The 21,998-nt window shown below is 73.1% G+C and carries 22 protein-coding genes; 9 read left to right on the top strand and 13 right to left on the bottom strand.

Features of this window, described 5'->3' with window-relative positions; genetic code table 11:
- The 3 genes from D2L64_RS16735 to D2L64_RS16745 are packed head-to-tail and all read left to right on the top strand — an operon-like array spanning nt 1 to nt 2,952.
- Entirely contained in the window at nt 1–1,272 is a 1,272-nt protein-coding gene (locus D2L64_RS16735) for a sensor histidine kinase (RefSeq protein WP_119577592.1), read from the top strand.
- On the top strand, nt 1,269–1,919 hold the full coding sequence (locus tag D2L64_RS16740; protein WP_119577594.1) for a response regulator: 651 nt from the start codon (nt 1,269–1,271) through the stop codon (nt 1,917–1,919). The genes D2L64_RS16735 and D2L64_RS16740 overlap by 4 nt, the downstream gene beginning before the upstream one ends.
- 25 nt (nt 1,920–1,944) lie before the next feature.
- Nucleotides 1,945–2,952: a helix-turn-helix transcriptional regulator gene (locus D2L64_RS16745; RefSeq protein ID WP_199714582.1), complete on the top strand. Its 1,008-nt coding sequence runs from the start codon at nt 1,945–1,947 to the stop codon at nt 2,950–2,952.
- Here the strand turns inward: D2L64_RS16745 and D2L64_RS16750 are convergent.
- From D2L64_RS16750 to D2L64_RS16770, 5 genes are all read right to left on the bottom strand, one after another.
- The gene (locus D2L64_RS16750) at nt 2,943–3,857 is read right to left on the bottom strand and encodes an SDR family oxidoreductase (RefSeq protein ID WP_119577598.1); all 915 of its coding nucleotides are present in this window, start codon (nt 3,855–3,857) and stop codon (nt 2,943–2,945) included. The genes D2L64_RS16745 and D2L64_RS16750 overlap by 10 nt on opposite strands.
- Before the next feature lie 50 nt (nt 3,858–3,907).
- A complete protein-coding gene (locus tag D2L64_RS16755) occupies nt 3,908–4,795 on the bottom strand; it encodes an alpha/beta fold hydrolase (protein WP_119577600.1) in 888 nt (295 codons plus the stop codon).
- Complete coding sequence (locus D2L64_RS16760) at nt 4,792–5,106, bottom strand: DUF2516 family protein (protein WP_119577602.1); 315 nt, start codon at nt 5,104–5,106, stop codon at nt 4,792–4,794. Before D2L64_RS16760 ends, D2L64_RS16755 begins: the two co-directional genes overlap by 4 nt.
- A gap of 69 nt (nt 5,107–5,175) precedes the next feature.
- A complete protein-coding gene (locus D2L64_RS16765; protein WP_119577604.1) occupies nt 5,176–5,979 on the bottom strand; it encodes a hypothetical protein in 804 nt (267 codons plus the stop codon).
- Nucleotides 5,976–6,632 carry a helix-turn-helix domain-containing protein gene (locus tag D2L64_RS16770; RefSeq protein WP_119577606.1) on the bottom strand — a complete coding sequence of 219 codons (657 nt, stop codon included), beginning with the start codon at nt 6,630–6,632 and terminating at the stop codon, nt 5,976–5,978. Before D2L64_RS16770 ends, D2L64_RS16765 begins: the two co-directional genes overlap by 4 nt.
- Before the next feature lie 112 nt (nt 6,633–6,744).
- Here D2L64_RS16770 and D2L64_RS16775 point away from each other — a divergent pair, with 112 nt between their 5' ends.
- Complete coding sequence (locus tag D2L64_RS16775; protein WP_233558992.1) at nt 6,745–7,542, top strand: alpha/beta fold hydrolase; 798 nt, start codon at nt 6,745–6,747, stop codon at nt 7,540–7,542.
- A gap of 84 nt (nt 7,543–7,626) precedes the next feature.
- On the opposite strand, the gene D2L64_RS16780 is transcribed toward D2L64_RS16775, so the two are convergent.
- From D2L64_RS16780 to D2L64_RS16795, 4 genes are all read right to left on the bottom strand, one after another.
- A complete protein-coding gene (locus D2L64_RS16780) occupies nt 7,627–8,586 on the bottom strand; it encodes an asparaginase (protein WP_119577608.1) in 960 nt (319 codons plus the stop codon).
- 92 nt (nt 8,587–8,678) lie between these two features.
- Nucleotides 8,679–9,506: a BKACE family enzyme gene (locus D2L64_RS16785; RefSeq protein WP_119577610.1), complete on the bottom strand. Its 828-nt coding sequence runs from the start codon at nt 9,504–9,506 to the stop codon at nt 8,679–8,681.
- An 85-nt stretch (nt 9,507–9,591) separates the two neighbouring features.
- Nucleotides 9,592–10,701 (bottom strand): CAF17-like 4Fe-4S cluster assembly/insertion protein YgfZ, encoded by a 1,110-nt coding sequence (gene ygfZ / locus D2L64_RS16790; RefSeq protein WP_119577612.1) that lies wholly within the window; start codon nt 10,699–10,701, stop codon nt 9,592–9,594.
- Nucleotides 10,698–11,126, bottom strand: coding sequence for a Fur family transcriptional regulator (locus tag D2L64_RS16795; RefSeq protein WP_119577614.1), 429 nt, complete (start codon nt 11,124–11,126; stop codon nt 10,698–10,700). The genes ygfZ and D2L64_RS16795 overlap by 4 nt, the downstream gene beginning before the upstream one ends.
- A gap of 67 nt (nt 11,127–11,193) precedes the next feature.
- Here D2L64_RS16795 and D2L64_RS16800 point away from each other — a divergent pair, with 67 nt between their 5' ends.
- The gene (locus tag D2L64_RS16800) at nt 11,194–12,042 is read left to right on the top strand and encodes an aminotransferase class IV (RefSeq protein WP_119577616.1); all 849 of its coding nucleotides are present in this window, start codon (nt 11,194–11,196) and stop codon (nt 12,040–12,042) included.
- Between the two features lie 37 nt (nt 12,043–12,079).
- Here the strand turns inward: D2L64_RS16800 and D2L64_RS16805 are convergent, their stop codons facing one another.
- Together D2L64_RS16805 and mtfM are read right to left on the bottom strand one after the other, a co-directional pair.
- Complete coding sequence (locus D2L64_RS16805) at nt 12,080–12,688, bottom strand: FABP family protein (protein ID WP_119577618.1); 609 nt, start codon at nt 12,686–12,688, stop codon at nt 12,080–12,082.
- Nucleotides 12,681–12,794: a small membrane protein MtfM gene (gene mtfM, locus D2L64_RS28305; RefSeq protein ID WP_267898682.1), complete on the bottom strand. Its 114-nt coding sequence runs from the start codon at nt 12,792–12,794 to the stop codon at nt 12,681–12,683. The genes D2L64_RS16805 and mtfM overlap by 8 nt, the downstream gene beginning before the upstream one ends.
- 12 nt (nt 12,795–12,806) lie before the next feature.
- On the opposite strand from mtfM, the gene D2L64_RS16810 reads away from it, so the two are divergent.
- From D2L64_RS16810 to D2L64_RS16820, 3 genes are all read left to right on the top strand, one after another.
- Nucleotides 12,807–13,181 carry a DsrE family protein gene (locus D2L64_RS16810; RefSeq protein WP_119577620.1) on the top strand — a complete coding sequence of 125 codons (375 nt, stop codon included), beginning with the start codon at nt 12,807–12,809 and terminating at the stop codon, nt 13,179–13,181.
- A gap of 83 nt (nt 13,182–13,264) precedes the next feature.
- Nucleotides 13,265–13,645: an SCP2 sterol-binding domain-containing protein gene (locus D2L64_RS16815; RefSeq protein ID WP_119577622.1), complete on the top strand. Its 381-nt coding sequence runs from the start codon at nt 13,265–13,267 to the stop codon at nt 13,643–13,645.
- Entirely contained in the window at nt 13,642–15,696 is a 2,055-nt protein-coding gene (locus tag D2L64_RS16820; protein ID WP_119577624.1) for an amylo-alpha-1,6-glucosidase, read from the top strand. The genes D2L64_RS16815 and D2L64_RS16820 overlap by 4 nt, the downstream gene beginning before the upstream one ends.
- A gap of 1 nt (nt 15,697) precedes the next feature.
- Here the strand turns inward: D2L64_RS16820 and D2L64_RS16825 are convergent, their stop codons facing one another.
- Both D2L64_RS16825 and D2L64_RS16830 read right to left on the bottom strand, forming a co-directional pair.
- A complete protein-coding gene (locus D2L64_RS16825) occupies nt 15,698–16,558 on the bottom strand; it encodes a hypothetical protein (protein WP_119577626.1) in 861 nt (286 codons plus the stop codon).
- A 50-nt stretch (nt 16,559–16,608) separates the two neighbouring features.
- The gene (locus D2L64_RS16830) at nt 16,609–17,142 is read right to left on the bottom strand and encodes a winged helix-turn-helix domain-containing protein (protein ID WP_119577628.1); all 534 of its coding nucleotides are present in this window, start codon (nt 17,140–17,142) and stop codon (nt 16,609–16,611) included.
- Between the two features lie 287 nt (nt 17,143–17,429).
- Between D2L64_RS16830 and D2L64_RS16835 the strand changes: the two genes are divergently transcribed.
- Nucleotides 17,430–21,818 carry a S8 family serine peptidase gene (locus D2L64_RS16835; RefSeq protein ID WP_407663121.1) on the top strand — a complete coding sequence of 1,463 codons (4,389 nt, stop codon included), beginning with the start codon at nt 17,430–17,432 and terminating at the stop codon, nt 21,816–21,818.
- The last annotated feature ends 180 nt before the right edge of the window (nt 21,819–21,998 follow it).

Genomic DNA, 21,998 nt, shown 5'->3' on the forward strand with positions numbered 1-21,998 from the left:
ATGAGCTGCGACCGCGAGGGCGAAGATCCACTGTCCACCTGGAAGGCCCGGGAGGCGGCGCTCTACCGGGTACTGCCGTACGGCGGGCTGGCCGTGGGCACCCTGCTGACCCTCGTCACACCGGCGCCCCGTGGCCTTCCGCTGCCGGTCACCCTGCTCCTCGTCGCGGCGGCCGGCGGCTGGGTCGCCTGGTTCATCACCCTGCATCCCGGCTGGCAGAGCCGTCGTCCCCGGATGGCGGTCTACTACGCCGGACTGCTCGCGTTCGGCGCGGTGCTGGTGGTCGCCAGCCCGTGGTACGGCTACTTCGCCTGGATCGGCTACCTGCACGCCTTCCCGGTGCTGTCCTGGCGGTGGCGGATCGCCGGGGTGGCCGTCACCGCCGTGCTGGTCGCCACCGCGCAGGGCGGGGGCACCTCCGCCGCCAGGTCCGACTGGCAGCTCTGGCTGGTGCTGGTGCTGTTCAACATGATCGTCGCCGGTGCGGTGGTCTGGTTCAGCATCGTCGCCGAGCGGGAGGACACGAAGCGCAAGCGGTTGGTGGCAGAACTCGCCGCCGCCAACCACCGGCTCACCGAGGCCGCCCGGGAGAACGAGGGGCTGCACGCGCAACTCGTCACCCAGGCCCGGGAGGCGGGCGTGCTGGACGAGCGGCAGCGGATGGCCCGGGAGATCCACGACACCCTGGCCCAGGGGCTGACCGGCATCATCACCCAACTGGAGGCGGCCGAGCAGGCCCGGGACCGGTCCGCCGACTGGCACCGGCACGTGGACAACGCGCTGGCCCTGGCCCGGGAGAGCCTCACCGAGGCCCGCCGCTCGGTGCGCGCCGTCCGCCCGGAACCGTTGGAGACCGCCCGGCTGCCCGACGCGCTCGCCGAGCTGGGCGGTCGCTGGTCGGCCGTGCACGGGGTACGGGCCGAGGTCAGCACCACCGGTACGCCCCGCCCGCTGCATCCGGAGATCGAGGTGACCCTGCTCCGGGCCGCCCAGGAGGCGCTGGCCAACGTGGCCCGACACGCGGCGGCGACCCGGGTCGGGCTTACCCTGTCGTACATGTCGGACGAGGTCACCCTCGACGTCCGCGACGACGGTACGGGCTTCGACGCGGTCAACGGGCCACCGTCGCGGGAACCCGACGGCGGCTACGGGCTGACCGCCATGCGGCAGCGGGTCGACCGGGTCGGCGGTCGCCTGGACGTGGAGTCCGAACCGGGCGCCGGCACCGCGATCTCGGCCTCGGTGCCGGCGCTGCCCGGAGGTGCCGGTTGACCCCGCCGGTGCGCCTGCTGATCGTCGACGACCATCCGGTGGTCCGGGACGGGCTGCGCGGCATGTTCACCGGCGACCCCGGGTTCGAGGTGGTCGGCGCGGCGGCGGACGGCGCCGAGGCGCTGGTGCTGGTCGCCAACACCAGCCCCGACGTGGTGCTGATGGACCTGCGGATGCCGGGGATGGACGGGGTCACCGCGATCGGCCGGCTGGTCGGCTCGGGCAGCCCGGCGAAGGTGCTGGTGCTGACCACGTACGACACCGATGCGGACGTGCTGCCGGCGATCGAGGCCGGCGCCACCGGCTACCTGCTCAAGGACGCGCCCCGCGAGGAACTGGTCCGGGCGGTACGCGCCGCCGCCCGGGGCGAGTCGGTACTCTCCCCCGCCGTGGCCGGCCGGCTGATGGGTCGGCTGCGGGCACCACACCAGCCGGCCGAGGAACCGCTCAGCCAGCGTGAACTGGAGGTGCTCACCCTGGTGGCCCGCGGTTCGTCGAACCGGGAGGCGGCCGCCCGGCTCTTCATCAGCGAGGCCACGGTCAAGACCCACCTGCTGCACGTGTACGCCAAGCTCGGCGTCAACGACCGGGCCGCGGCCGTGGCCGCCGCGTACGACCGGGGCCTGCTCACCCCCGGCGGGCGGTGAGGTGCGGGCGTCCCGGTTGATCTCGATGCTGCTGTTGTTGCAGGCGCGGGAGGTGATGACCGCGGCGGAGCTGGCCCGGGAACTGGAGGTCTCCGAGCGGACCGTCTACCGGGACGTCGTGGCGCTCTCCGCCGCCGGGGTGCCGGTCTACGCCGACCGGGGCCGGGCCGGCGGCTACCGGCTGCTCGGCGGCTACCGGACCCGGCTGACCGGGATGACCCGGGACGATGCGGAGGCGCTCTTCCTCGCCGGGCTGCCCGGCCCGGCCGGGGACATGGGACTCGCCGACGCGGTGGCGGCGGCGGAACTCAAGCTGCTCGCGGCGTTGCCGCCGGGCCTGCGCGACGCGCCCACCCGCACCGGACAGCGGTTCCACCTGGACGTGCCGGGCTGGTACGCGCAGCGCAGGCCACCGCCGTGGCTGGCCGAGCTGGCCGGGGCGGTCTGGCGGGACCGGGTGGTGACGCTGCGGTACCGCCGCCGCGACGACGAGGTCAGCCGCCGGGTCAGCCCGTACGGCCTGGTGTTGAAGAGCGGGATCTGGTACCTCGTCGGCCGGGTCGACGACGAGCTGCGCACCTACCGGGTGGACCGGGTCGTCGGGGTCGAGCCGCACGACGAGAGCTTCGACCGGGAGCCCGACTTCGACCTCGCCGCGTACTGGCAGGCGCAGGCCGAGTCGTTCCTGCGCGGCATGCTGCGGGCCGAGGTGCGGCTCCGGCTGAGCCCCGTCGGCCTGCGTCGGCTGCGACACCACGCCGACATCCCGTTCGGGTACGCCGAGGCGGTCGCCGCGGCCGGCGAACCCGACGGGCAGGGCTGGGTGACGACCCGGCTGCCCGTCGAGTCCGTCGACGTGGCGTACAGCCAGCTACTCGGGCTGGGCCCGGAGGTGGAGGTGCTCGACCCGCCCGACCTGCGGGTCCGGCTGGCCGACGCCGCGTCCCGCACCGCCGCGCTCTACCGCGGGCGCCCGGCGGGTGCCGTCCCGGCCGGAGTGGACGGCCCACCCGACCGGGAGGGTCAGCGGTAGCCGGTGACGTCGGCGGGCCGGCCGGCGTCGACCACCTCCGCGAGGTACCGGAAGGCGTCCGGCCGGCTGCCGTCGAGGTCGGTGAAGCCGTACACCTTCGCCAACTCACCGGCGGAGACCGAGCGACCACTCCAGCGGGACCGGTCGGGGTCGGCGGCGAGCGCGGCGACCGCCCGGCCGACGAACGCCGGGGTCTCCGAGATGAGGAAGTGCGGATCCTTGGCGGCCCCGTCGCGCCAGTTGGCCTCGGTGACCCCGAAGTGCTCCAGCATCGCCTCCGAACGCAGCCAGCCGGGGGTGAGCGCGACGGCGGTGCCGGCGTACGGCTTCAGCTCGTGTGCCCAGCTGAAGGCGAGCCGGTTGACCGACGTCTTGGCCAGGTCGTAGAAGACCGACAGCCGGTAGTTGTCCTCGTTGTACACCTTCGTGCCGTCACCGATCTCGACCACCAGGCCGCCCGGCCGACGGATCAGCAGCGGCAACGCGAAGTGACTGGTGATCACATGGGTGTCGACCGCCAGCCGCAACGTCCGGAAGCCGGCGTCCAGCGGCTGTTCCCAGACCGGCTTCTCCCAGGTGATCAACGGATCGGCGCCCCACACGTCGTTGACCAACACGTCGAGTTGCCCCTGTTCGGCGTCGATCCGGGCGACCAGCGCACGCACCTCGTCGGGGACCAGGTGGTCGACCCGGACCGCGATGCCGGTACCACCGGCGGCGGTGACCAGCTCGGCGGTCTCCTCGATGGTCTCCGGCCGGTCCAGCTCGGAGCGACTGGCTCGGCTGCTGCGGCCGGTCGCGTACACGGTGGCGCCCGCGGCGCCGAGTTGCACGGCGATCTGCCGGCCGGCGCCCCGGGTGGCCCCGGCGACCAGCGCCACCTTCCCTGTCAGCGGTTTCGTCATGGCAGCCACGCTGCCAGCAATACCTGACAACCGAGGTCAGGTTTCGGCGGTCAGCCGTTGAGGAACTCGGAGATCCGTCCGCGCAGGTCGGCGCGTTCCGTCCAGAGCACACCGGGGCGGGCGTACCGGTGCAGGGTCGCCCCGGGCAACGCGGCGGCGAGCTGCTCGGCGACCGACACCGGATGCAGGTCGTCGCCCTCACAGGCGATCACCAGGGCCGGCGCGGTCACCGCCGCGAGCCGACCGGCGTCCGGCACCGGCGCCTGTCCGGGCAGGTCGGCCAGCCCGGCGGCGAGGCCGTCGCGCAGCAGGTGGTCGAGGCGCTGGCGCAGGTACGCCCAGCCGGCCGGGGTGTTGCGTACGGCCGGCGGCAGCTCGACCGAGACCACCTCGGCCACCGCCGCCGCGTCCCCGCTCTCCACCGCCGTCAGCAGCTCGGTCAGCCGAGCCTGGGCGACCGGCCCCCGGGGCTGGTCGAGGGCGGCGGGCAGGAAGAAGACGAGCCGTTCGAACCGCTCCGGGCTCTCGACGAGCAGCCGGCACAGCGCACCGGCGCCGAGGCTGGCGCCGAAGGCCCGGGTCGCACCGCTGAGGTCGGCCACCGCCCGCAGGTCCCGGGCCAGGTCCAGATAGCTCCACCGGCCGTCGGGCGCCGCCGATCGGCCGTGGCCGCGGAACTGGAAGAAGACCTTCCGCCCGTCGACGCCGCTGCCGAAGGGGCGGGTGGTGGCGATGCCGTTGCCCAGCCCGTGCGCGAACACGGTGACCGGGTCACCGGTGCCGGTGACCAGCCGCTCCAGCCGTACCCCGTGCGGGGTGGCGACGAGTTCGGTCTCCGGTTCGGGCAGCGGGGGTCGGCCGCTGCGCGGACCGCCCGGGCCGGGGCCCCAGGTCCGGGGTCCGCCGTCCGGTGGTGGTGGCCAGCGGAAGGCCCTCACCACGATCCTCTGCTGTCGCCCAGGTCGCGTAGGCCGACCCGGACGTCGAGCAGATAGATCAGCGCCGCCGCGATACCGATCAGTCCGAAGATGCTGAGCGTGCTCTGGGTGAGCAGGGTCAACAGCAGGGTGACCCCGAGGATGGCGATCCAGCCACCCTTCGGCAGCGTGCCGATGGCGGGGAAGGCGTCGGAGCGCTGCGTGATGGCGTGCACGAGGGCGACCCCCTGCACGATCAGGGCGAAGACGAACAGGATCAGGTCGATCACGAAGCGGACATCGAAGACGAAGATCGGCGCGGCGTTTGCCATGACGGCAAGCTTATGTCGGCAACCCCGGTTCCGTCCGACAGGACGGTGACCGGGGTCGCCGACGGTGGGTCACTCGGCGGCCGGACGGCTGCGCTTGGTGGCCCGGGGCAGCTTCGTCGACGGGCTGTCGGTCCGCTTGGTCGCCGGCTGCCGGGTGGTCGCCTTGGCGCGGGTGGCCTTCTTCGCGGCCTTGGCCGCAGCCGGCTTGGCCTCCGCGATCTCGGCCACCTCCGCCGGGCTCGGCACCTCGGCCCGCTCGCCAGCAGGCGCCACAGTGGCCTCGCTCGGCGTCACGGTCGCCTCGGTGCCGCTCGGCGCCACGGTGGCCTCGGTGGCCGCGATGTCGGCGTTCACCGTGTCGGCGGCCTCCAGCACACCGGCGCCGACCAGCCGCTCACCCCGGGTGACCAACTTGCCGTACGCGGCCAGCGCCCGCTCCTGCGCGGCCTGGGCACCGGCGACGACCACGGCGGCGTTGCGCAGCGCCAGGCCCCGCAGCCGATCCAGGTCGGCGGCGGCACGAAGCTTGTCGAGGTCGGCGGCCTCGCGCAGCTTGTCGAGGTCCGCCGCGGCACGAAGCTTGTCGAGGTCGGCAGCCTCGCGCACCCTGTCGAGGTCGGCGTTGCGCCGCAGCGACTCGGCCGTGAGGTTGGCGTGGCGCAGCGTGTCGTTGGCCTTCTGGCGCAGCTCGAAGCCGGTGACGACGGCCTTGCCGCCGAGTTCGTTGACGACCCGGCCGCCGTCGTTGACGACCCGGTCGCGCAGCTCACCGACCACGGTGGGCAGTTTGCGCAGCTGCTCCAGGGCCAGCTCACCGGCACCGGCGGCGGCGTAGATCGGAGCGGGGATGCGGTTGGTCTTCGGCTGGGTCATCGGTTCTCCTCTTCGGCCACGGTGGCGGCCTTGCGGACCACCTTGCGGGCGGTCTTCTTGGCTGGGGTGCGGGTCGGCGCCGGGGCCGCACCCGCCTCGGTCACGGCGACCGACTCGAGGACGGCCTCGGTCGGGGTGCCCTCCGGGGTGGTGGGCCCGGTGGCGGCCAGGTTGGCCACGTCCGGCGCGGTCCCGGGCGTGCTGACGGCGCCGGTGGTCTCGGGTGCGCTGACGTCACCGCCGGCCTCGGTGCCGGACCTGGTTGCCGCGCTGTCGCTCGCGGCCTCGGCGGCGGCGGTCGCCTCGGCGAGCCGGGCGTTCTCCCGGCGGAACGTCTCGTAGATCTGGGTGAGGGACTGCTTCTGGGCCATCGTCAGGTCGGTGTCGACCGCGATGGCGGCCAGCACCCCCTGGCCCTCCTTGTCGTCGAGCAGCCCGGCCCGCAGGTACATCGCCGGGGTGGAGACCCGCAGCGCGCTGGCGAGCTGCTGGAGCACCTCGGCACTGGGCCGACGCAATCCCCGCTCGATCTGGCTGAGGTAGGGGTTGCTCACCCCTGCCTGGTCGGCGAGCTGCCGCAGGGAGATCTTCGCGTTCCGCCGCAGGTCACGAATGAACCCGCCGACGTCGGGAAGGTCTTTGGGAGTGGCCATGACTCCACGCTAGCTCGACTTGCTAGCAGCTGCAAGCAAAGTGCTAGCCAGAGTTAGCAGGGTCTCACCTGCCCGGTTGCGCGCCACTCACGCCCGGCCGTACGGTCCTGCGGTGACCAAGATCGAAGTAAACGGGGCACTGCTGGCGTACGACGAGATGGGCCACGGATCGCCGATCGTCCTGTTGCATGCCGGCATCGCCGACCGCCGGATGTGGCGGGAGCAGATCGACGCGCTGGCCACCCGACACCGGGTGATCGCCCTGGATCTGCGCGGCTACGGCGAGTCCGAGTTGCCGCCCACCGGCTTCGCCCACCACGACGACGTGGCCGCCCTGCTCGACGCCCTCGACCTGCCCCGGGCCGCCCTGGTCGGCTGCTCGTTCGGCGGAGCGGTGGCGATCGACACGGCGCTGGCCCACCCGGACCGGGTGAGCGCACTGGCCCTGCTCGGCACCGCGGTGTCCGGTCACGAGTGGTCCGAGCAGACCAACGACCTGTGGGAGATCCTGGTCGGAGACGTCGAGCCGGAGGACTTCGCCGCCACCGCCGCCGGTGAGGTGCGGTTCTGGGTGGTTGGCCCGGAGCGCACCCCGGAGCAGGTCGACCCGGGCCTGATCGCCTTCGCCACCGCCATGGACGAGCGCGCCCTCGCCGCCGAGTTGGCGCTCAGCGCGGTGGACGTCGCCGAACTGGACCCGCCGGCCGTCGGCCGGCTCGGCGAGCTGAGCATGCCGGTGCTGGTCGGCGCGGGCGCGGCGGACGTACCCGACATCCGGCAGTTGGCCGACCGGATCGCCGCCGAGGCGCCCCGGGCCGTCCGGCTGCCCGACGTGCCGGACGCCGCGCACCTGCTGCCGCTGGAACGCCCCGCACCGGTGAACGCGGCCCTGCTCGACTTCCTGCCCTGACCGATCCCCACAACCGCCCGGACCCGCCCGGATTCAGCGGACCCGACGGCGAGGTCCGACCCCTGGCAGGTCCGGCGGCCGGGTTCACCAGAGCGGACGTACCGCGCCGACGGGCAGGCCGCCGCCGAAGAGCGGCACCTCCGCGAACTCCGCCAGCACCGGCGCGTCGACCCCGAGCCGGCGCAGGGCGGAGACCAGCACCGGCAGCCGGGCTCGGCCGGCGCCGTCGTCGATCTTCAGGGCCACCGCGCCGCCATCGGGCAGCGCGGTGGCGATCACGCCCTCCGCGCCCACCTTCGCCAGCAGTTCCGGTACGCCGCGCATCAGCCGGGTGTCGTCGGCCTCGGTCCCGCCGACGATCTCCGGGTACGCCCGCATCGCGTCGGCCACCGTCCTCGGCACCGTACCGAGGTCGGCCCGCACCAGCCGCAGGTACGCCCCGGCCAGCGCCGTCAACGACACCGCAAGCACCGGGGCGCCGCAACCGTCGACTCCGACCGCCGCCGCCGGCTCACCGGCGAACTCCTCGACCGTCTCGTGTAGGCGCTGCTGCAACGGATGCTCCGGCCGCCAGTACCCGTCCGTGGACCACCCGGCGGACCGGCAGGTCAGCAGCATCCCGGCGTGCTTGCCGGAACAGTTCATCTGGATCCGGGTGGGTCCGCCGCCGGCCCGCAGCACCGTCACCCGGGCCTGCTCGCCGACCGGCAGTTCCGGCGGGCAGCGCAGGTCCTCCTCGGTGAATCCGCCGTCGGCGAGCAGCCGCGCGACCCGGGCCAGATGGAACTCCTCCCCGGCGTGGCTGGCCGACACCAGGGCCAGGTCGGCGGGATCGGCCAACGGCAGCCCGGCCCGGACCATCCCGATCGCCTGCATCGGCTTGTTCGACGAGCGGGGGAAGACCGGCGAACTCACGTCACCGGCGGCGGCCACCACCGCGCCCGCGGCGTCGAGCACCACCACCGACCCGCGGTGCACGCCCTCGACGAAGCCGGACCGGACCACCTCGGCGAGCGGCACGCCGCCCTCGTACGTCTTTCTCACGGGTGGACGGTACCGACGCGACCGGCGGGACGGCTGCCGGGGTGAGCAGGGACTCCACCTCCGGGTGTACGGAGCTGTCTCCCGCCGCGCCCTTACAGGCCGAGCAGCTCGCGGGCCTCGGCGGGATTCAGCGGTGGACGCTGGGCGAGCTGCGCGAAGCCGACCGCCCGAGCGACCAGCTGCATGTTCGACTCCACCGGCCGGCCCTTGGCGTACGTCACCGTGTCCTCCATCCCGACCCGCAGGTGACCGCCCGTCGACAACGAGGCCAGCAGCACCGGGATGGTGCTCCGGCCGATGCCGGTGGCCGAGAAGGTGGTGCCCGTCGGCAGGTCACGGAGCATCTGCTGGGCCGCGACGAGGGTCGCCGCGGTGCCGGGCATCCCGCCGGGCACACCCATCACGAAGTCCACGTGCACGTGGCCGCCGTGCGGCAGGCCGTACCGGCCGAGCAGCCGTTGCAGGGCGGTGAGGTGACCGAGGTCGAAGATCTCGTACTCCGGCACGATGCCGCGGTCCTGCATCCGGGAGTGCAGGTCGACGATGAACTCCCAGCGGTTGAGGAAGACGTCGTCGCCGAAGTTGACCGTGCCCATCGTGCACGAGGCCATGTCCGGCTGCGCGTCGAGCACGGCCAGCCGGTCGGCCTCCGGGTCGGTGACCGCGCCACCGGTGGAGAGCTGCACGATCAGGTCGGTGCTCTCCCGCAGCGCCGCCACCGTCTCCCGCAGCCGCCCCTGGTCGAGGGTGGGCCGGGCGGCGACGTCGCGGATGTGGACATGGATGACGGAGGCGCCGAGCGCCTCGCACTCCTTGGCGGTGAGCAGCAGCTCGTCAAGGGTGACCGGCAGCGCCGGCACCTCGGTCTTGGCCGACTCCGCGCCGGTGGGGGCAACCGTGATCAACGTCCCTGTTGTCATGCCGGCGATCCTAGAGCGCCTGCTCGGAGCAGGAATGTCAAGAGGGTGCCCGTCCTCTACCGCAGGCGTTGAGAGGTGCCCTTCCTTACGCGTCGATGGCGGCGGTGCTGTCGGCGACCCGGAGGGTGGCGTCGTCGGGCACCGAACGCTTGACCACGGCGAGCGCGATCTGCCCCAGTTCGTGGTGCAGCACCGCGGTGCCGACGAACCCGACCGTGCGGCCGTCGAGGGTGATCGGGGTGCCGGCGGCTGGCAACTGGTCGGTGGTCACCCCGTCCAGGTGCAGCAGCACCAGCCGGCGTGGCGGCCGGCCCAGGTTGTGCACCCGGGCGACCGTCTCCTGACCTCGGTAGCAGCCCTTGTCCAGGTGCACGGCCGGGGCGATCAGGTCCACCTCGGCGGGGATCGTGCGGTGGTCGGTGTCCACCCCCACCCGGGCTCGCCGGGCGGCCACCCGCACCGCCTCGTACGCCCAGAGCCCGGCCGGCGGCACGCCGCGCTCGCGCAGCCGGGCCACCACCTGGTCCAGCTCCGCCCGGGGTACCAGCAGGTCCACCCCCAGCGGGCCGCGTCGGGCCCAACCGCCGGTCGGCAACGGTTTGACGTCGTAGCGGGTGGTCGGGTGCGGGGGCAGCTCACCGGAGCGGAACTTGGCACCGGGCACGCCGGTGACGTCCGGTTCGGCCAGCGGGGGTACGTCGAGCGCGGCGACCGCCGCGGGCGCCTTCGGTCCGACCAGCGACAGCACCGCCCAGTCGGCGGTGGCGTCGCGCGGCTCGACCTGGCTGAAGAACCGCATCTTCTCCAGGTAGCCCAACAGGCCCTCGGTGGCGCCCGGCTCGGTGTCCAGCCAGGTGGTGTCGCCGTCCTCGGTGACCATGGCGTGCTGTTCGACGTGGCCGTTCGGCGAGAGCACCAGCAGCTCGCTGCCCTGCCACGGGCCCAGCCCGGACAGGTGCTGGGTGGTCAGGGTGTGCAGCCAGGAGATCCGTTCCGCACCCGGCACCGCCACCACGCCCCGGTGGGAGCGGTCCACCAGACCGACCTCGGTGTCCAGCAGGCGCTGTTCCCGCATCGGGTCGCCGTAGTGCGCGGCCACCCCCCGTACCCCGGCCGCCGCGTGGGCCGGCTCCGGCTGGTCGCGGCTGGCCTCGTCGATGCTCTCCACGGCCACCGCGCCCGCGACGTCGATCATCCCTGCTCCCCGTTCCCGCAACGTGCGCACTGACCGAAGAAGGAGACGTGGCCGATGTCCACCCGGAAACCCCGCTCGCTGGCCAACTGGTCGGCCAGTGGGCGCAGCAGCTCGGGATCCATCTCGTCAATCGCGCCGCAGTCCCGGCAGACGAGGTGGACGTGCTGGTCCGCACCGGCGGCGTGATAGGTCGGCGACCCGTGCGACAGGTGGGTGTGGGTGACCAGGCCGAGCCGTTCCAGCAGCTCCAGCGTGCGGTAGATGGTGGTGATGTTGACCCCGGCGGCGACCTCGCGGACCGCCGTGTGCACCTGCTCCGGGGTGGCGTGCCCGAGGTCCAGCACCGCCTGCAAGATCAGCTGACGCTGCGCCGTCAGCCGCAGCCCACGGGAGCGGAGCAGTTCCGCAAGGGATGACTCGGACACCCTCCGATCATAGTTCGGCCATCTCGGCGGCTCTCGGCCCACGGGTGACCCGCTATCGTCGACAGCCATGGAAGCCACCCGGATCGGCGTGCTGGGTCGGGGCCTGCTACCGCTCGGCGAGCCGGTGCTCCGCGGCGACGACCTCGGCGTGCTCCGCGGCGACGGGCTGTTCGAGACGATGCACCTGCGTGGTGGGCGGCCGTGGCTGCGCGAGGCGCACCTGGCCCGGCTGCGGGTCGGTGCGGCGGCCGTGGAGCTGACCCTGCCCGGCGACGCGGCCCTGGTCGAACTGCTGGACACCGTCGCCGCCGGCTGGCCACCCGAGGTGGAGGGCGCGCTCCGGCTGGTCTGCACCCGAGGCCCCGAGGGCGGCGGCCCACCCACCGTCTACGCCACCCTCGCGCCGGTACCGCCCACCGCCCGGCAGGCCCGCCGCGACGGCGTCCGGGTGGCCACCCTCTCGCTGGGGGTGCCCGCCGACGCCCGCCCCGAACTGGGCTGGCTCCCGGCGGGCATCAAGTCGACGTCGTACGGGGCGAGCACGGCGGCCCGCCGCTGGGCCACCCGCGCCGGGGTGGACGACGTGCTCTGGGTCTCCTCCGACGGGTACGCATTGGAGGGGCCGACCGCCAACGTGGTCTGGCTGACCGGTGACACGCTCTGCACGGTGCCGGCCCGCCGCACCGGCATCCTGCCCGGCACCACCGTGGCCTGGCTGCTCGCCAACGCCGCCACGGCGGGCTGTCGGGCCGCCGAGCGCATGACCACCCCCGCCGAACTCCGGAACGCCGACGGGGTCTGGCTCACCTCGTCGGTACGCGGCCTGGTGGAGGTGCGCACCATCGACGGCGAGCAGCTGCCCCGCAGCCCGCGTACGCCGGGACTGCGGGAACTGCTCGGCTTTCCACTGCCCTGACGATCAGCCCCGCGTCCGGATCAACCGCGCGTCCGGATCAGCCGCCGACCCGGATCAGCCGGGCGGACAGGTGCGGAGAGAGCGGCTGGCCCACCGCGGCCATGTCCTGCGCGTACAGCAGGGCACCTTCGACGATGCCGAAGAGGCGGTGCCCGGCGGTGACCTCCTTGGCGGTGGCGGTCCGCACCACGGCGTCGCTGACGAACTCGATCTGGGTGCCCTTGCGCCGACCGATGTGCAGCTCCATCACCCCGGTCGGGACGGTCAGCAGCGCCTCCAGCTCGTCGGTGACCCGGTCACCGTCGAACACCGGCCGCCACCAGCCGACCTCCCGGCCGGCCGGGCGCACCGGACGGCTCTGCTCGTCGAGGAGCCACGCCCGCGACTCGTAGTGCAGGAACGGCCGGCCGTCGTGGCTGATCCGGATCTCCTGCGCGAAGTCGAAGTCCTCGATGGTGGGGAAGCCACCCCGGCCGCGTCCCCGCCACACCCCGACGTACGGCAACAGGCCGTCCAGGGCGGCATGCAGCTTCGGCCCCACCCGCAGGTCGTGGCTCTCCTCGAACGGGTACGGGTCGACCGGGGGCGCGTTCAACCACGGCGGCGGTGCCAGCGGGTTGTTGTCGTCCGACACCGGCTCAGTCACGTTGATGTTTACCTCTCGATATGCGGACCGCCAGGTAGATCAGGCCACCGGCGAGCGCGCCCAGGCCGGCGACCAGCAGGCTGACGAACCCGATCTCGGTGACCATCCGGTTCATCCTATGCTGGACGGCATGGCCCGCACTCTCGTCGTCAAGGCCACCGCCGGAGCCGACGCGCCCGAGCGCTGCGCCCAGGCGTTCACCGTGGCGGCCACGGCAGCCGCCGCTGGCGTGCACGTCTCGCTCTGGTTGACCGGTGAGTCGACCTGGTTCGCCCTGCCCGGGCGGGCTCAGGACTTCGAGCTGCCGCACTCGGCGCCGCTGGCCGAGCTGCTGCACGTGATCCTCACCACCGGCACGGTGACGGCCTGCACCCAGTGCGCGGCCCGCCGCGACATCGGTTCCGACGACGTGATCCCGGGCGTACGGATCGCTGGTGCGGCGGTCTTCGTGGAGGAGACGATGGCCGAGGGTGCCCAGGCGCTCGTCTACTGAGTGCGTTACCTGAGTCACCGAACAGGGACCGGCAAGGCGGCGGAACTCGCCCGACAAGTCGGACCTATGCCTACGATTCGGATGTGACCGAGGCGACCGAGCAGTTCTTTGCTTCCTTGCCGGCGCGCGCACCGGAGATCCTGCACGGCCCCGTCGCCGGGACGCTGCGGATCGACATCTCCGACGGTCACAGCACCACCCACTGGCTGGCCCGGATCCGGCCGGGCGAGATCGAGATCGGCCAGGGCTCCGAGGGTGCCGACGCCGTCTGGTACTGCGGCGTCGACCTCTTCGACAGGTTGGTGACCGGCCGGAGCCAGGCGATGGCCGCCCTGTTCCGCAACGAGAGCACGTTCACCGGGAACGTGCTGCTGTTCCTCGCCTTCCGCCGCTTCTTCCCGCCACCGCCGGGCACCCGGGATCCGCGCGAGGTGGCCCGCGAGCACGTCAGGCGCGTGCGGTGAAGGAACTGATCAGCATCCTCGACGGCAACACCTTCCTGGTCAGCGATCGCCACGGGGACATCGAGCCGTCCATGGACTTCCCCACCGGCCTCTTCACCTTCGACACCCGCTTCCTCTCCACCTGGTTGTTGCTGCTCGACGGCGAACGGCTGCACGCCCTCTCCCTCGACGACTCCGAGTCCTACCGGACCCGCTACTTCCTGGTGCCGGGCGAACCCACCCACTTCCTCGACACCAAGGTCTCGGTGATCCGCAGCCGGGGCATCGGCGGCGGCTTCGACGAGGAACTGACCGTGCTCAACCACTCCGGGCAGGAGCTGAGCTGCACCGTCCGGATCGAGATGGCCGCCGACTTCGCCGACCTGTTCGAGATCAAGGACGTCCAGCGCAAGCAGGGCCAGCACACCGCCAAGGTCGAGGAGAACACGCTGCGGATGACGTACCGCCGCCAGGCGTTCCACCGGGAGACGGTGGTGCGCAGCAGCGCCGCCGCCACGGTCGACAAGCGGGGCATGACCTTCCAGATCGAGGTCAGCCCGCACGGCGAGTGGACCACCCGGCTGAGCATCTCCACCGTCATCTACGGCGCCCGCGGGGAGGACGCCCGCGCCCAGCTGCCACTCACCGGCACCCGGACGATGGCGGCGATCGAGGCGGAGCACGCGGAGTTCGTCGCGAAGGCACCGAAGCTCGGCTGCGACTGCCAACCGTTGGCCGGGGCGTACCGGCGCAGCCTGGACGACCTGGCCGCGCTGCGGTACGAGTCGATCTCGCTCGGCGTCCGGCTGCTCGCCGCCGGGCTGCCCTGGTTCATGACGCTGTTCGGCCGGGACAGCATCATCACCTCGTTGCAGGTGCTGCCGTTCCTGCCGGAACTGATCCCGCCGACGTTGACGGTCCTGGCCGGCCTACAGGGTGTGCGGTTGGACGACTTCCGCGACGAGGAGCCCGGGAAGATCCTGCACGAGCTGCGCTACGGCGAGGCCGCCGGCTTCGAGGAACAGCCGCACTCGCCCTACTACGGCTCGGCCGACTCCACCGCCCTGTTCGTGGTCCTGCTCGACGAGTACGAGCGGTGGACCGGCGACGTCGCACTCGTCAAGCAGTTGGAGTTCGCCGCCCGGTCGGCGCTGACCTGGATCGACACCTACGGCGACCTGCTCGGCACCGGGTACGTCTGGTACCAGACCCGCAACCCACGCAACGGTCTGGAGAACCAGTGCTGGAAGGACTCCTGGGACGCCATCTCCTACTCCGACGGCCGACTGCCGACCTTCCCCCGGGCCACCTGCGAACTGCAGGGCTACGCGTACGACGCGAAGCTGCGCGGCGCCCGGTTGGCCCGGCTGTACTGGAACGACCCGGCGTACGCCGACCGGCTGGAACGGGAGGCCGCCGAGCTGAAGGAGCGGTTCAACCGGGACTTCTGGCTGCCGGACAAGGAGTACTACGCGCTGGCCCTGGACGCCGACGGCACCCCCGTGGACGCGCTCAGCTCCAACCTGGGGCACCTGCTCTGGAGCGGCATCGTGGACGAGTCGCGGGCCCGGCGGGTCGCCGAACATCTGCTGGGGCCCCGGCTCTACTCCGGCTGGGGGGTCCGCACCCTCGCCGACGACCAGGGCCGGTACAACCCGATCGGCTATCACGTCGGCACGGTCTGGCCGTTCGACAACTCGATCATCGCGTGGGGGTTGTGGAAGTACGGCTTCCGGCAGGAGGCCGGGCAGATCTGCGAGTCGATGCTGGCCGCGTCCCGCTACTTCGAGGGCCGGCTGCCGGAGGCGTTCGCCGGGTACGAGCGGGAACTCACCGAGTACCCGGTGCAGTACCCGACCGCGTGCAGCCCGCAGGCCTGGTCGGCGGGCACCCCGCTACTGCTGCTGCGGGTGTTGCTGGGGCTCGAGCCACAGGGCGAGCACCTGATCATCGATCCGTACGTGCCGTCCGGGATGGGCCGGGTGGAGCTGCTGGACATCCCCGGCCGGTGGGGCCGGGTGGACGCGCTGGGCCGCAGCCGCACCCCGGCGGACGAGGTGGAACCGCGGTAGGTCAGCCCGGGCAACCGGTGGTCGCGGCGAGCGTCACCCCGTCCGGGCCCAGCTCGGCCAGCACCGCCACGCCGTCGCGTCGATAGGCGTACGTCTCGGGGGTCTCCACCACCGGTGTGCCGCCGGCCAGCGGCGCGAGCGCGGCCGTCGGCGATCCGGCCGGCACCACGTCGGCGGACCGGACCGTACGGCTCACCCCGCCGCCCGGGCAGGTCGCGGTCACCAGCTCCGTCGGCTCGACGGTCGGTGCGCCCAACGCCCGCAGCGCCTCGGCCAGCGCCCGGGCTTCGGCGCCCGCGGCACCCGGCGCCGGGGCGGCCGGTTCCCCGTCGACCGGCCGGCAGCCCGTCTCGGCGGTCAGCCGGATCCGGCCGTCACCGACCTGGCGCCCCTGCACGGTGACGAACTCGCCCGCGTCGGCACGCAGCCGGGGGCCGTCGGAGGTGACCCGGACGCCGGCCCGCCAGGCGGCCGGCAACCCGTCGGAGACCTGTTCGAGCAGCGCCCGTTCCTCGCCACCGGCGACCGCCAGGTCGACCTGACGGCGCAGCGTCGCCCCGGTGGCGAAGGGCGTGATCCGGCAGCCCCGTTCGATCTCGGGTGGCGCCAGCGCGGGCACCGCACCGGCGGCCGCGGCGACCAGCTCGCCGATCGCCGCGTCGACCACCGGCACCGCCTGGGCCAGGGTGCGTTGCTCGCGGACGGTCGGCGGGTCGTTGCGCGCCGAGTACCAGGTCAGGCCGGCGAGCAGCACCGCCCAGGCCACGGTCAGCGCGACCAGCCAACGCGGCCAGCCGGAGCCGGCGTCGGGTGGCTGGGGACCGGCGGGCGGGGCGTACCCCGGTTGGACTGCACTGCTCACCGGGCCATGGTGTCACGCGCGGGACACCCACCCACCGCCCCCGCCCGGCGTCAGGCTTGCTGGTCGCCGCCACCGGCCGGACGGCGGGCGTCGGGGGCCTCGGGCGGCGCGGTCAGCCGGTAGCCGACACCCCGGACGGTCTGCACCTGCGGCCCGTCGGGCAGGGTGCGGAGCTTGCGCCGGAGCCGCTTGACCGCCGAGTGCAGGATCGCCGTGTCGCCGAGGTAGGCGCCGCCCCAGACGGCGGCGAAGAGCCGCTCGTAACTCCACAGCGTGATCGGCGAGCTGGCCAACCGGGCGAGCAACTCGCGCTCGGTACGGGTCAGCCCCAGCGGTACGCCCCGCCAGGTGACCCAGTGCCCGGCCCGGTCGACCACGAGGTCGTCCCATCCGCCCGGCCGGTCCGCCGGAGTCGCACCGGTGTCGCCGGGCTCCGCGGGCGGCGCGGGGAACATCGCCCGCAGTTGGGCGAGGTCGGCGCAGATCACCACCGGTCCCACCCCGTCGAGCCGCTGCATCACCCGCTGCCGAACGGTGGCGTCGGAGCTGACGCAGACCAGAATCGGTATCTCACCATCCGACACGTTGCCTCCCCGAGAGCCCGTGCTGACCTGCGACTTCCCATCCATCGACAACGACATTCGCCGATGGGATCGGCAACTCAGCCTAACCGTCAGGATTGCGCCTCGTCACTGACCGAGTACTGACCGACGCAGTCCATTGATCACCGATCGTCGGCGCAAGAGCATGACTCTCAGCGGGCGGGCACCGCCATCAGCCACCCACATCGTCCGACCGCTCCGCGTGTCACGGCCTGACACGCGGATGCCCGGCCCCGAATCGATCGGGACCGACGACGTGGGGAGGAAACTTGTTCACACGACCATCGGTACGGTCCGCACGCCGACGCGCGGTGGCGTTACTGACCGTCGCGATGCTGGGTGTCACCGCCCAGCCCGCGTTCGCCGCACCGGCTCCACAGCCCGCCCCGCACCGGGCCGCCGTCGACCCGGTACTGCTCGACCGGCTGGCCGCCGCCGGAACCACCACGTTCCTGGTCTACCTGCGGGAGACCGCACCGCTGGCCGAGGCCGGCCGGGTACGCGACACCGACGACCGGGCCCGTACGGTGCATCGCCTGCTGACCAGCACCGCCACCCGTACCCAGCGCGACCTGCGGGCGGTGCTCGACGAGCGGAAGGCACCGCACACCGCGTACTGGATCGCCAACGCGGTACGGGTCGAGGGCGACCAGGCGCTGCTCGACGAGATCGCCCGCCGGCCCGAGGTGGCCCGGATCGCGCCGACTCGCAGCTATCCCCTGCTGCTGCCCACCTCGGTCGAGGCCACCCGGGCGCGTACCGCCGCCGTCGAGTGGGGACTGGCCAACATCGACGCACCCCGGGTGTGGGACGAGTTCGGCGACCGCGGTGAGGGCATCGTGGTGGCCAACATCGACAGCGGCGTGCAGTACGACCACCCGGCGCTGGTCGCCTCCTACCGGGGCAACGTCGGCGGTGGCTTCGACCACGCGTACAACTGGTTCGACCCGGCCGGCGTGTGCGGCGGCACCGCCCCCTGCGACAACAACGACCATGGCACGCACACCATGGGCACGATGGTCGGCGACGACGGTGCCGGGAACCAGATCGGGGTGGCACCCGGCGCGAAGTGGATCGCGGCCAAGGGCTGCGAGGCGCGGACCTGCTCGGACGCCTCGCTGCTCGCCGCCGGCCAGTGGGTGCTGGCGCCGACCGACGTCAACGGCCAGAACCCCCGGCCGGACCTGCGCCCCGACATCGTGAACAACTCCTGGGGCGGTGACGGCGGCGACCCCTGGTACCAGCAGACCATCGCCGCCTGGCGGGCCGCCGGCATGTTCCCGGTCTTCTCCGCCGGCAACGACGGCCCGGCCTGTGGCAGCGCCGGCTCCCCCGGCGACAACGCGAACGCGTACGCCGTCGGGGCCTACGACGTGAACAACGCCATCGCCAGCTTCTCCGGTCGCGGCTCCGGCACCGACCTGATCAAGCCGAACATCGCGGCACCCGGCAGCAACGTCCGCTCCAGCGTCCGCAACGGCGGGTACGCCTCGGCCAGCGGCACCTCGATGGCCGCTCCGCACGTGGCCGGCACGGTGGCGCTGGTCTGGGCCGCCGCACCGAGCCTGCGCGGGGACATCGCCGCCACCGAGGAGCTGCTGGACCGCACCGCCCGAGACGTGGACGCCACCGCGTGCGGCGGCACCCCGGCCGACAACAACGTCTTCGGCGAGGGCCGCCTCGACGCGTACGCCGCGGTGCGGGACGCACCCCGCGGACCGGTCGGCCGGATCAGCGGCGTGGTGACCGACGCCGGTGCCGGCGACCCGGTCGCGGGCGCGACGGTGGCCGACGGCAGCCGCACCGTCACCACCGGAGCCGACGGGCGGTACGCGCTGAGCGTGCCGGCCGGCGAGAGCACCCTGACGGTGCGGGCGTACGGCTACGCCGACCAGTCGGCGACCGTCACCGTCGCCGAGGGCGACGCCGTGACCCGGAACTTCGCCCTGACCGCGAACCCGACGGTCACCGTGAAGGGCAAGGTCACCGACGGCTCCGGGCACGGCTGGCCGCTGTACGCGAAGATCGACGTGGCGGGGCGGCCCGGTGCCCCGGTCTTCACCGACCCGGCCACCGGACGCTACTCCGTCACCGTGCCGGGTGGCACCTCGTACCGGCTCACCGTCACCGCGCGGTACCCCGGCTACCGGACGGTCACCCGCGACGTGCCGGTGGCCGGTGCCGACGTCACGGCCAACGTGGTCGTACCCGTCGACCCGGGCTGCACCGCGGCCGGCTACACCGGACAGTTCGGCACTCCGCTGCTCGCCCAGAGCTTCGACGGTACGGGCACCCCACCGGGCTGGACGGTGACCAACCGCACCGCCTCCGGCGGCTGGGTCTTCGACGACCCCCGCTCGCGGGGCAACCTGACCGGCGGCTCCGGCGGATTCGCCATCATCGACAGCGACGCTCTCGGCAGCGGCAACACCCAGGACACCGATCTGATCACCGCACCGCTGGACCTGTCCGGTTCGGCCGCGCCGGTGCTGCGGTTCCGCAGTGACTGGCGGGCGGTCGGGATCACCGACACCGCCGACGTGGACGTCTCCACCGACGCCGGGGCCACCTGGACCAACGTCTGGCACCAGACGGCCAGCCGGCGCGGCCCGCGGGTCGAGGAGGTGCCGCTGAACCCGGCGGCGAACGCCGAGTCCGCGCTGGTCCGCTTCCGCTTCAAGGGCACCTTCGCCTGGTGGTGGCAGGTGGACGACGTGGCGGTGGTGAACCGGGAGTGCGCCCCGGTACCGGGCGGTCTGGTGGTCGGCACCACCACCGATCGCAACACCGGTGCCGCGGTCAACGGGGTGACCGTGGTCAGCGACGACCGACCGGAGGAACGGGCGGTGTCGGCGGCCACCCCGGAGGACGGTGCCGAGCCGGACGGCTTCTACTGGCTCTTCTCCACCCTGACCGGCACCCGTGGGTTCACCGCCGGCCGAACGCCGTACCAGCCGGCCGGCAAGGACGTGGCGGTGAGCGCCGACGGGGTGAAGCGGGCGAACTTCGCCCTCGGCGCCGGCCGGTTGACGGTCAGCCCGCCGACGATCGAGGCGCATCAGCCGTACGGCAGCACCCGAACCACCCGGGTCACGATCCGCAACACCGGCAGCGCGCCGGCCGCCGTCGACCTGCTGGAACGCTCGGGCCAGTTCGAGCTGCTCAAACAGGGCGGCGCGGCGCTGCGGGAGCAGAAGATGAAGGGGATCAGCAAGGCACGCACCGGAGTCGCGTACGGCTCGGCGGCACCGCAGGTCGGCACCACCACCGCCACCACCACCGCCGACGAGGCGTGGAGTGAGATCGCCAGGCTGCCGGCGTCGATCTACGACAACGCGGCGGCCTGGCTGGACGGCAAGGTCTACTCGGTCGGCGGCGGCGGCGGTACCGGCACCGAGCGCCGGGCCTGGGCGTACGACCCGGGGGCCGACGCCTGGGCCGCCCTGCCCGACCTGCCGACGGCACGCTCCAAGCCGGCTGCGGCGGCGGTCGGCGACAAGCTCTACGTGATCGGTGGCTGGGGTGCCGACGACGGTACGGTCGCCACGGTCGACGTCTTCGACCCGGCCACCGGCGGGTGGAGCACCGTGCCGGGTGCGACGAACCCGGCACCGGTCGCGGCGGCCGGCGCGGCGGTGCTCGACGGGAAGGTGTACCTGGTGGGCGGCTGTGCCGACGCCACCTGCACCGACAGCGACAAGCTGGTGGTGTTCGACCCGGGCAGCGCAACGTTCCGCACCGCCGCCAGCTACCCGCACCCGGTGTCCTGGCTGTCCTGCGGTGGGATCGGCGCGGCGGTCTACTGCGCCGGCGGTACGGGCAGCACCGAGTACACCGACGCCTACCGGTACGACCCGGCGGCGGACGCCTGGAGTCCGTTGCCGAGCATGCCGCTGGAGCTGTGGGGCTCGCAGTACGCGGCCGCCGGTGGGCTGCTGGTGCTGGCCGGCGGGGTGACCGCCGGGTCGACGGCGGTCAGCAACCGCAGTGTCGCCTTCGACCCGGCCACCGGTGCCTGGCGTGACCTGCCCAACGCCAAGTTCCCCCGGTACCGCGGCGCCGCCGCCTGCGGCGCGTACAAGATCGGTGGTTCGCCCAGTTCCTTCGTCGGCAGCGCGGACAGTGAGCGGCTCGGTGGGCTGGAACTCTGCGCGGCCGAGGCGGACCTGCCCTGGCTGGCAACCTCCCCGAGCACCTTCACCCTGGCACCGGGCGCCGCCCAGACGGTGACCGTCACGCTCACCGCCACCGCGGAGGCGGGTGTCGCCCAGCCCGGCCGGTACGCCGGCGAGCTGGCGATCGCCTCGGACACCCCCTACCCGGTCACTCCGGTCTCGGTGGAGACGAACGTGTCGCCGCCGGCCAGCTGGGGCAAGATCCAAGGCACCGTCACCGGCACCACCTGCGGCGGCGTCACGGTCGGCATACCGGCGACCGTCCGGGTGAACCTGATCTCGGCGGGCACCGGCACCACCCTGACCGCCGACGCCAACGGCAGGTACACCTGGTGGTTGCCGCGCGGCCGGTACGAGGTGATCGTGGCCAAGGACGGCTGGGTGCCGCAGGTACAGCGGCACCGGATCGAGGCGGGCATCGTCGGCACCCTCGACTTCGCGCTCGATCCGGCCTCCAACTGCACCCGCGCCACCGGCATCTGACCCGGTCCCAGTGGTGGCCGCCGGTCCCGACCCGACCGGCGGCCACCACCACCCGAATCGCGACTGTCGCTAAGACGACAGCAGCGTCGCCATCCGAACCACCCAATCGATCACCATAAGTGAGGACACTTATGCGATCTGTCGAATTCGTCGCAGGGAGGCGATAGGGTGACCCGGACA

This window comes from Micromonospora radicis, assembly GCF_003583405.1.
Classification (GTDB): domain Bacteria; phylum Actinomycetota; class Actinomycetes; order Mycobacteriales; family Micromonosporaceae; genus Micromonospora; species Micromonospora radicis.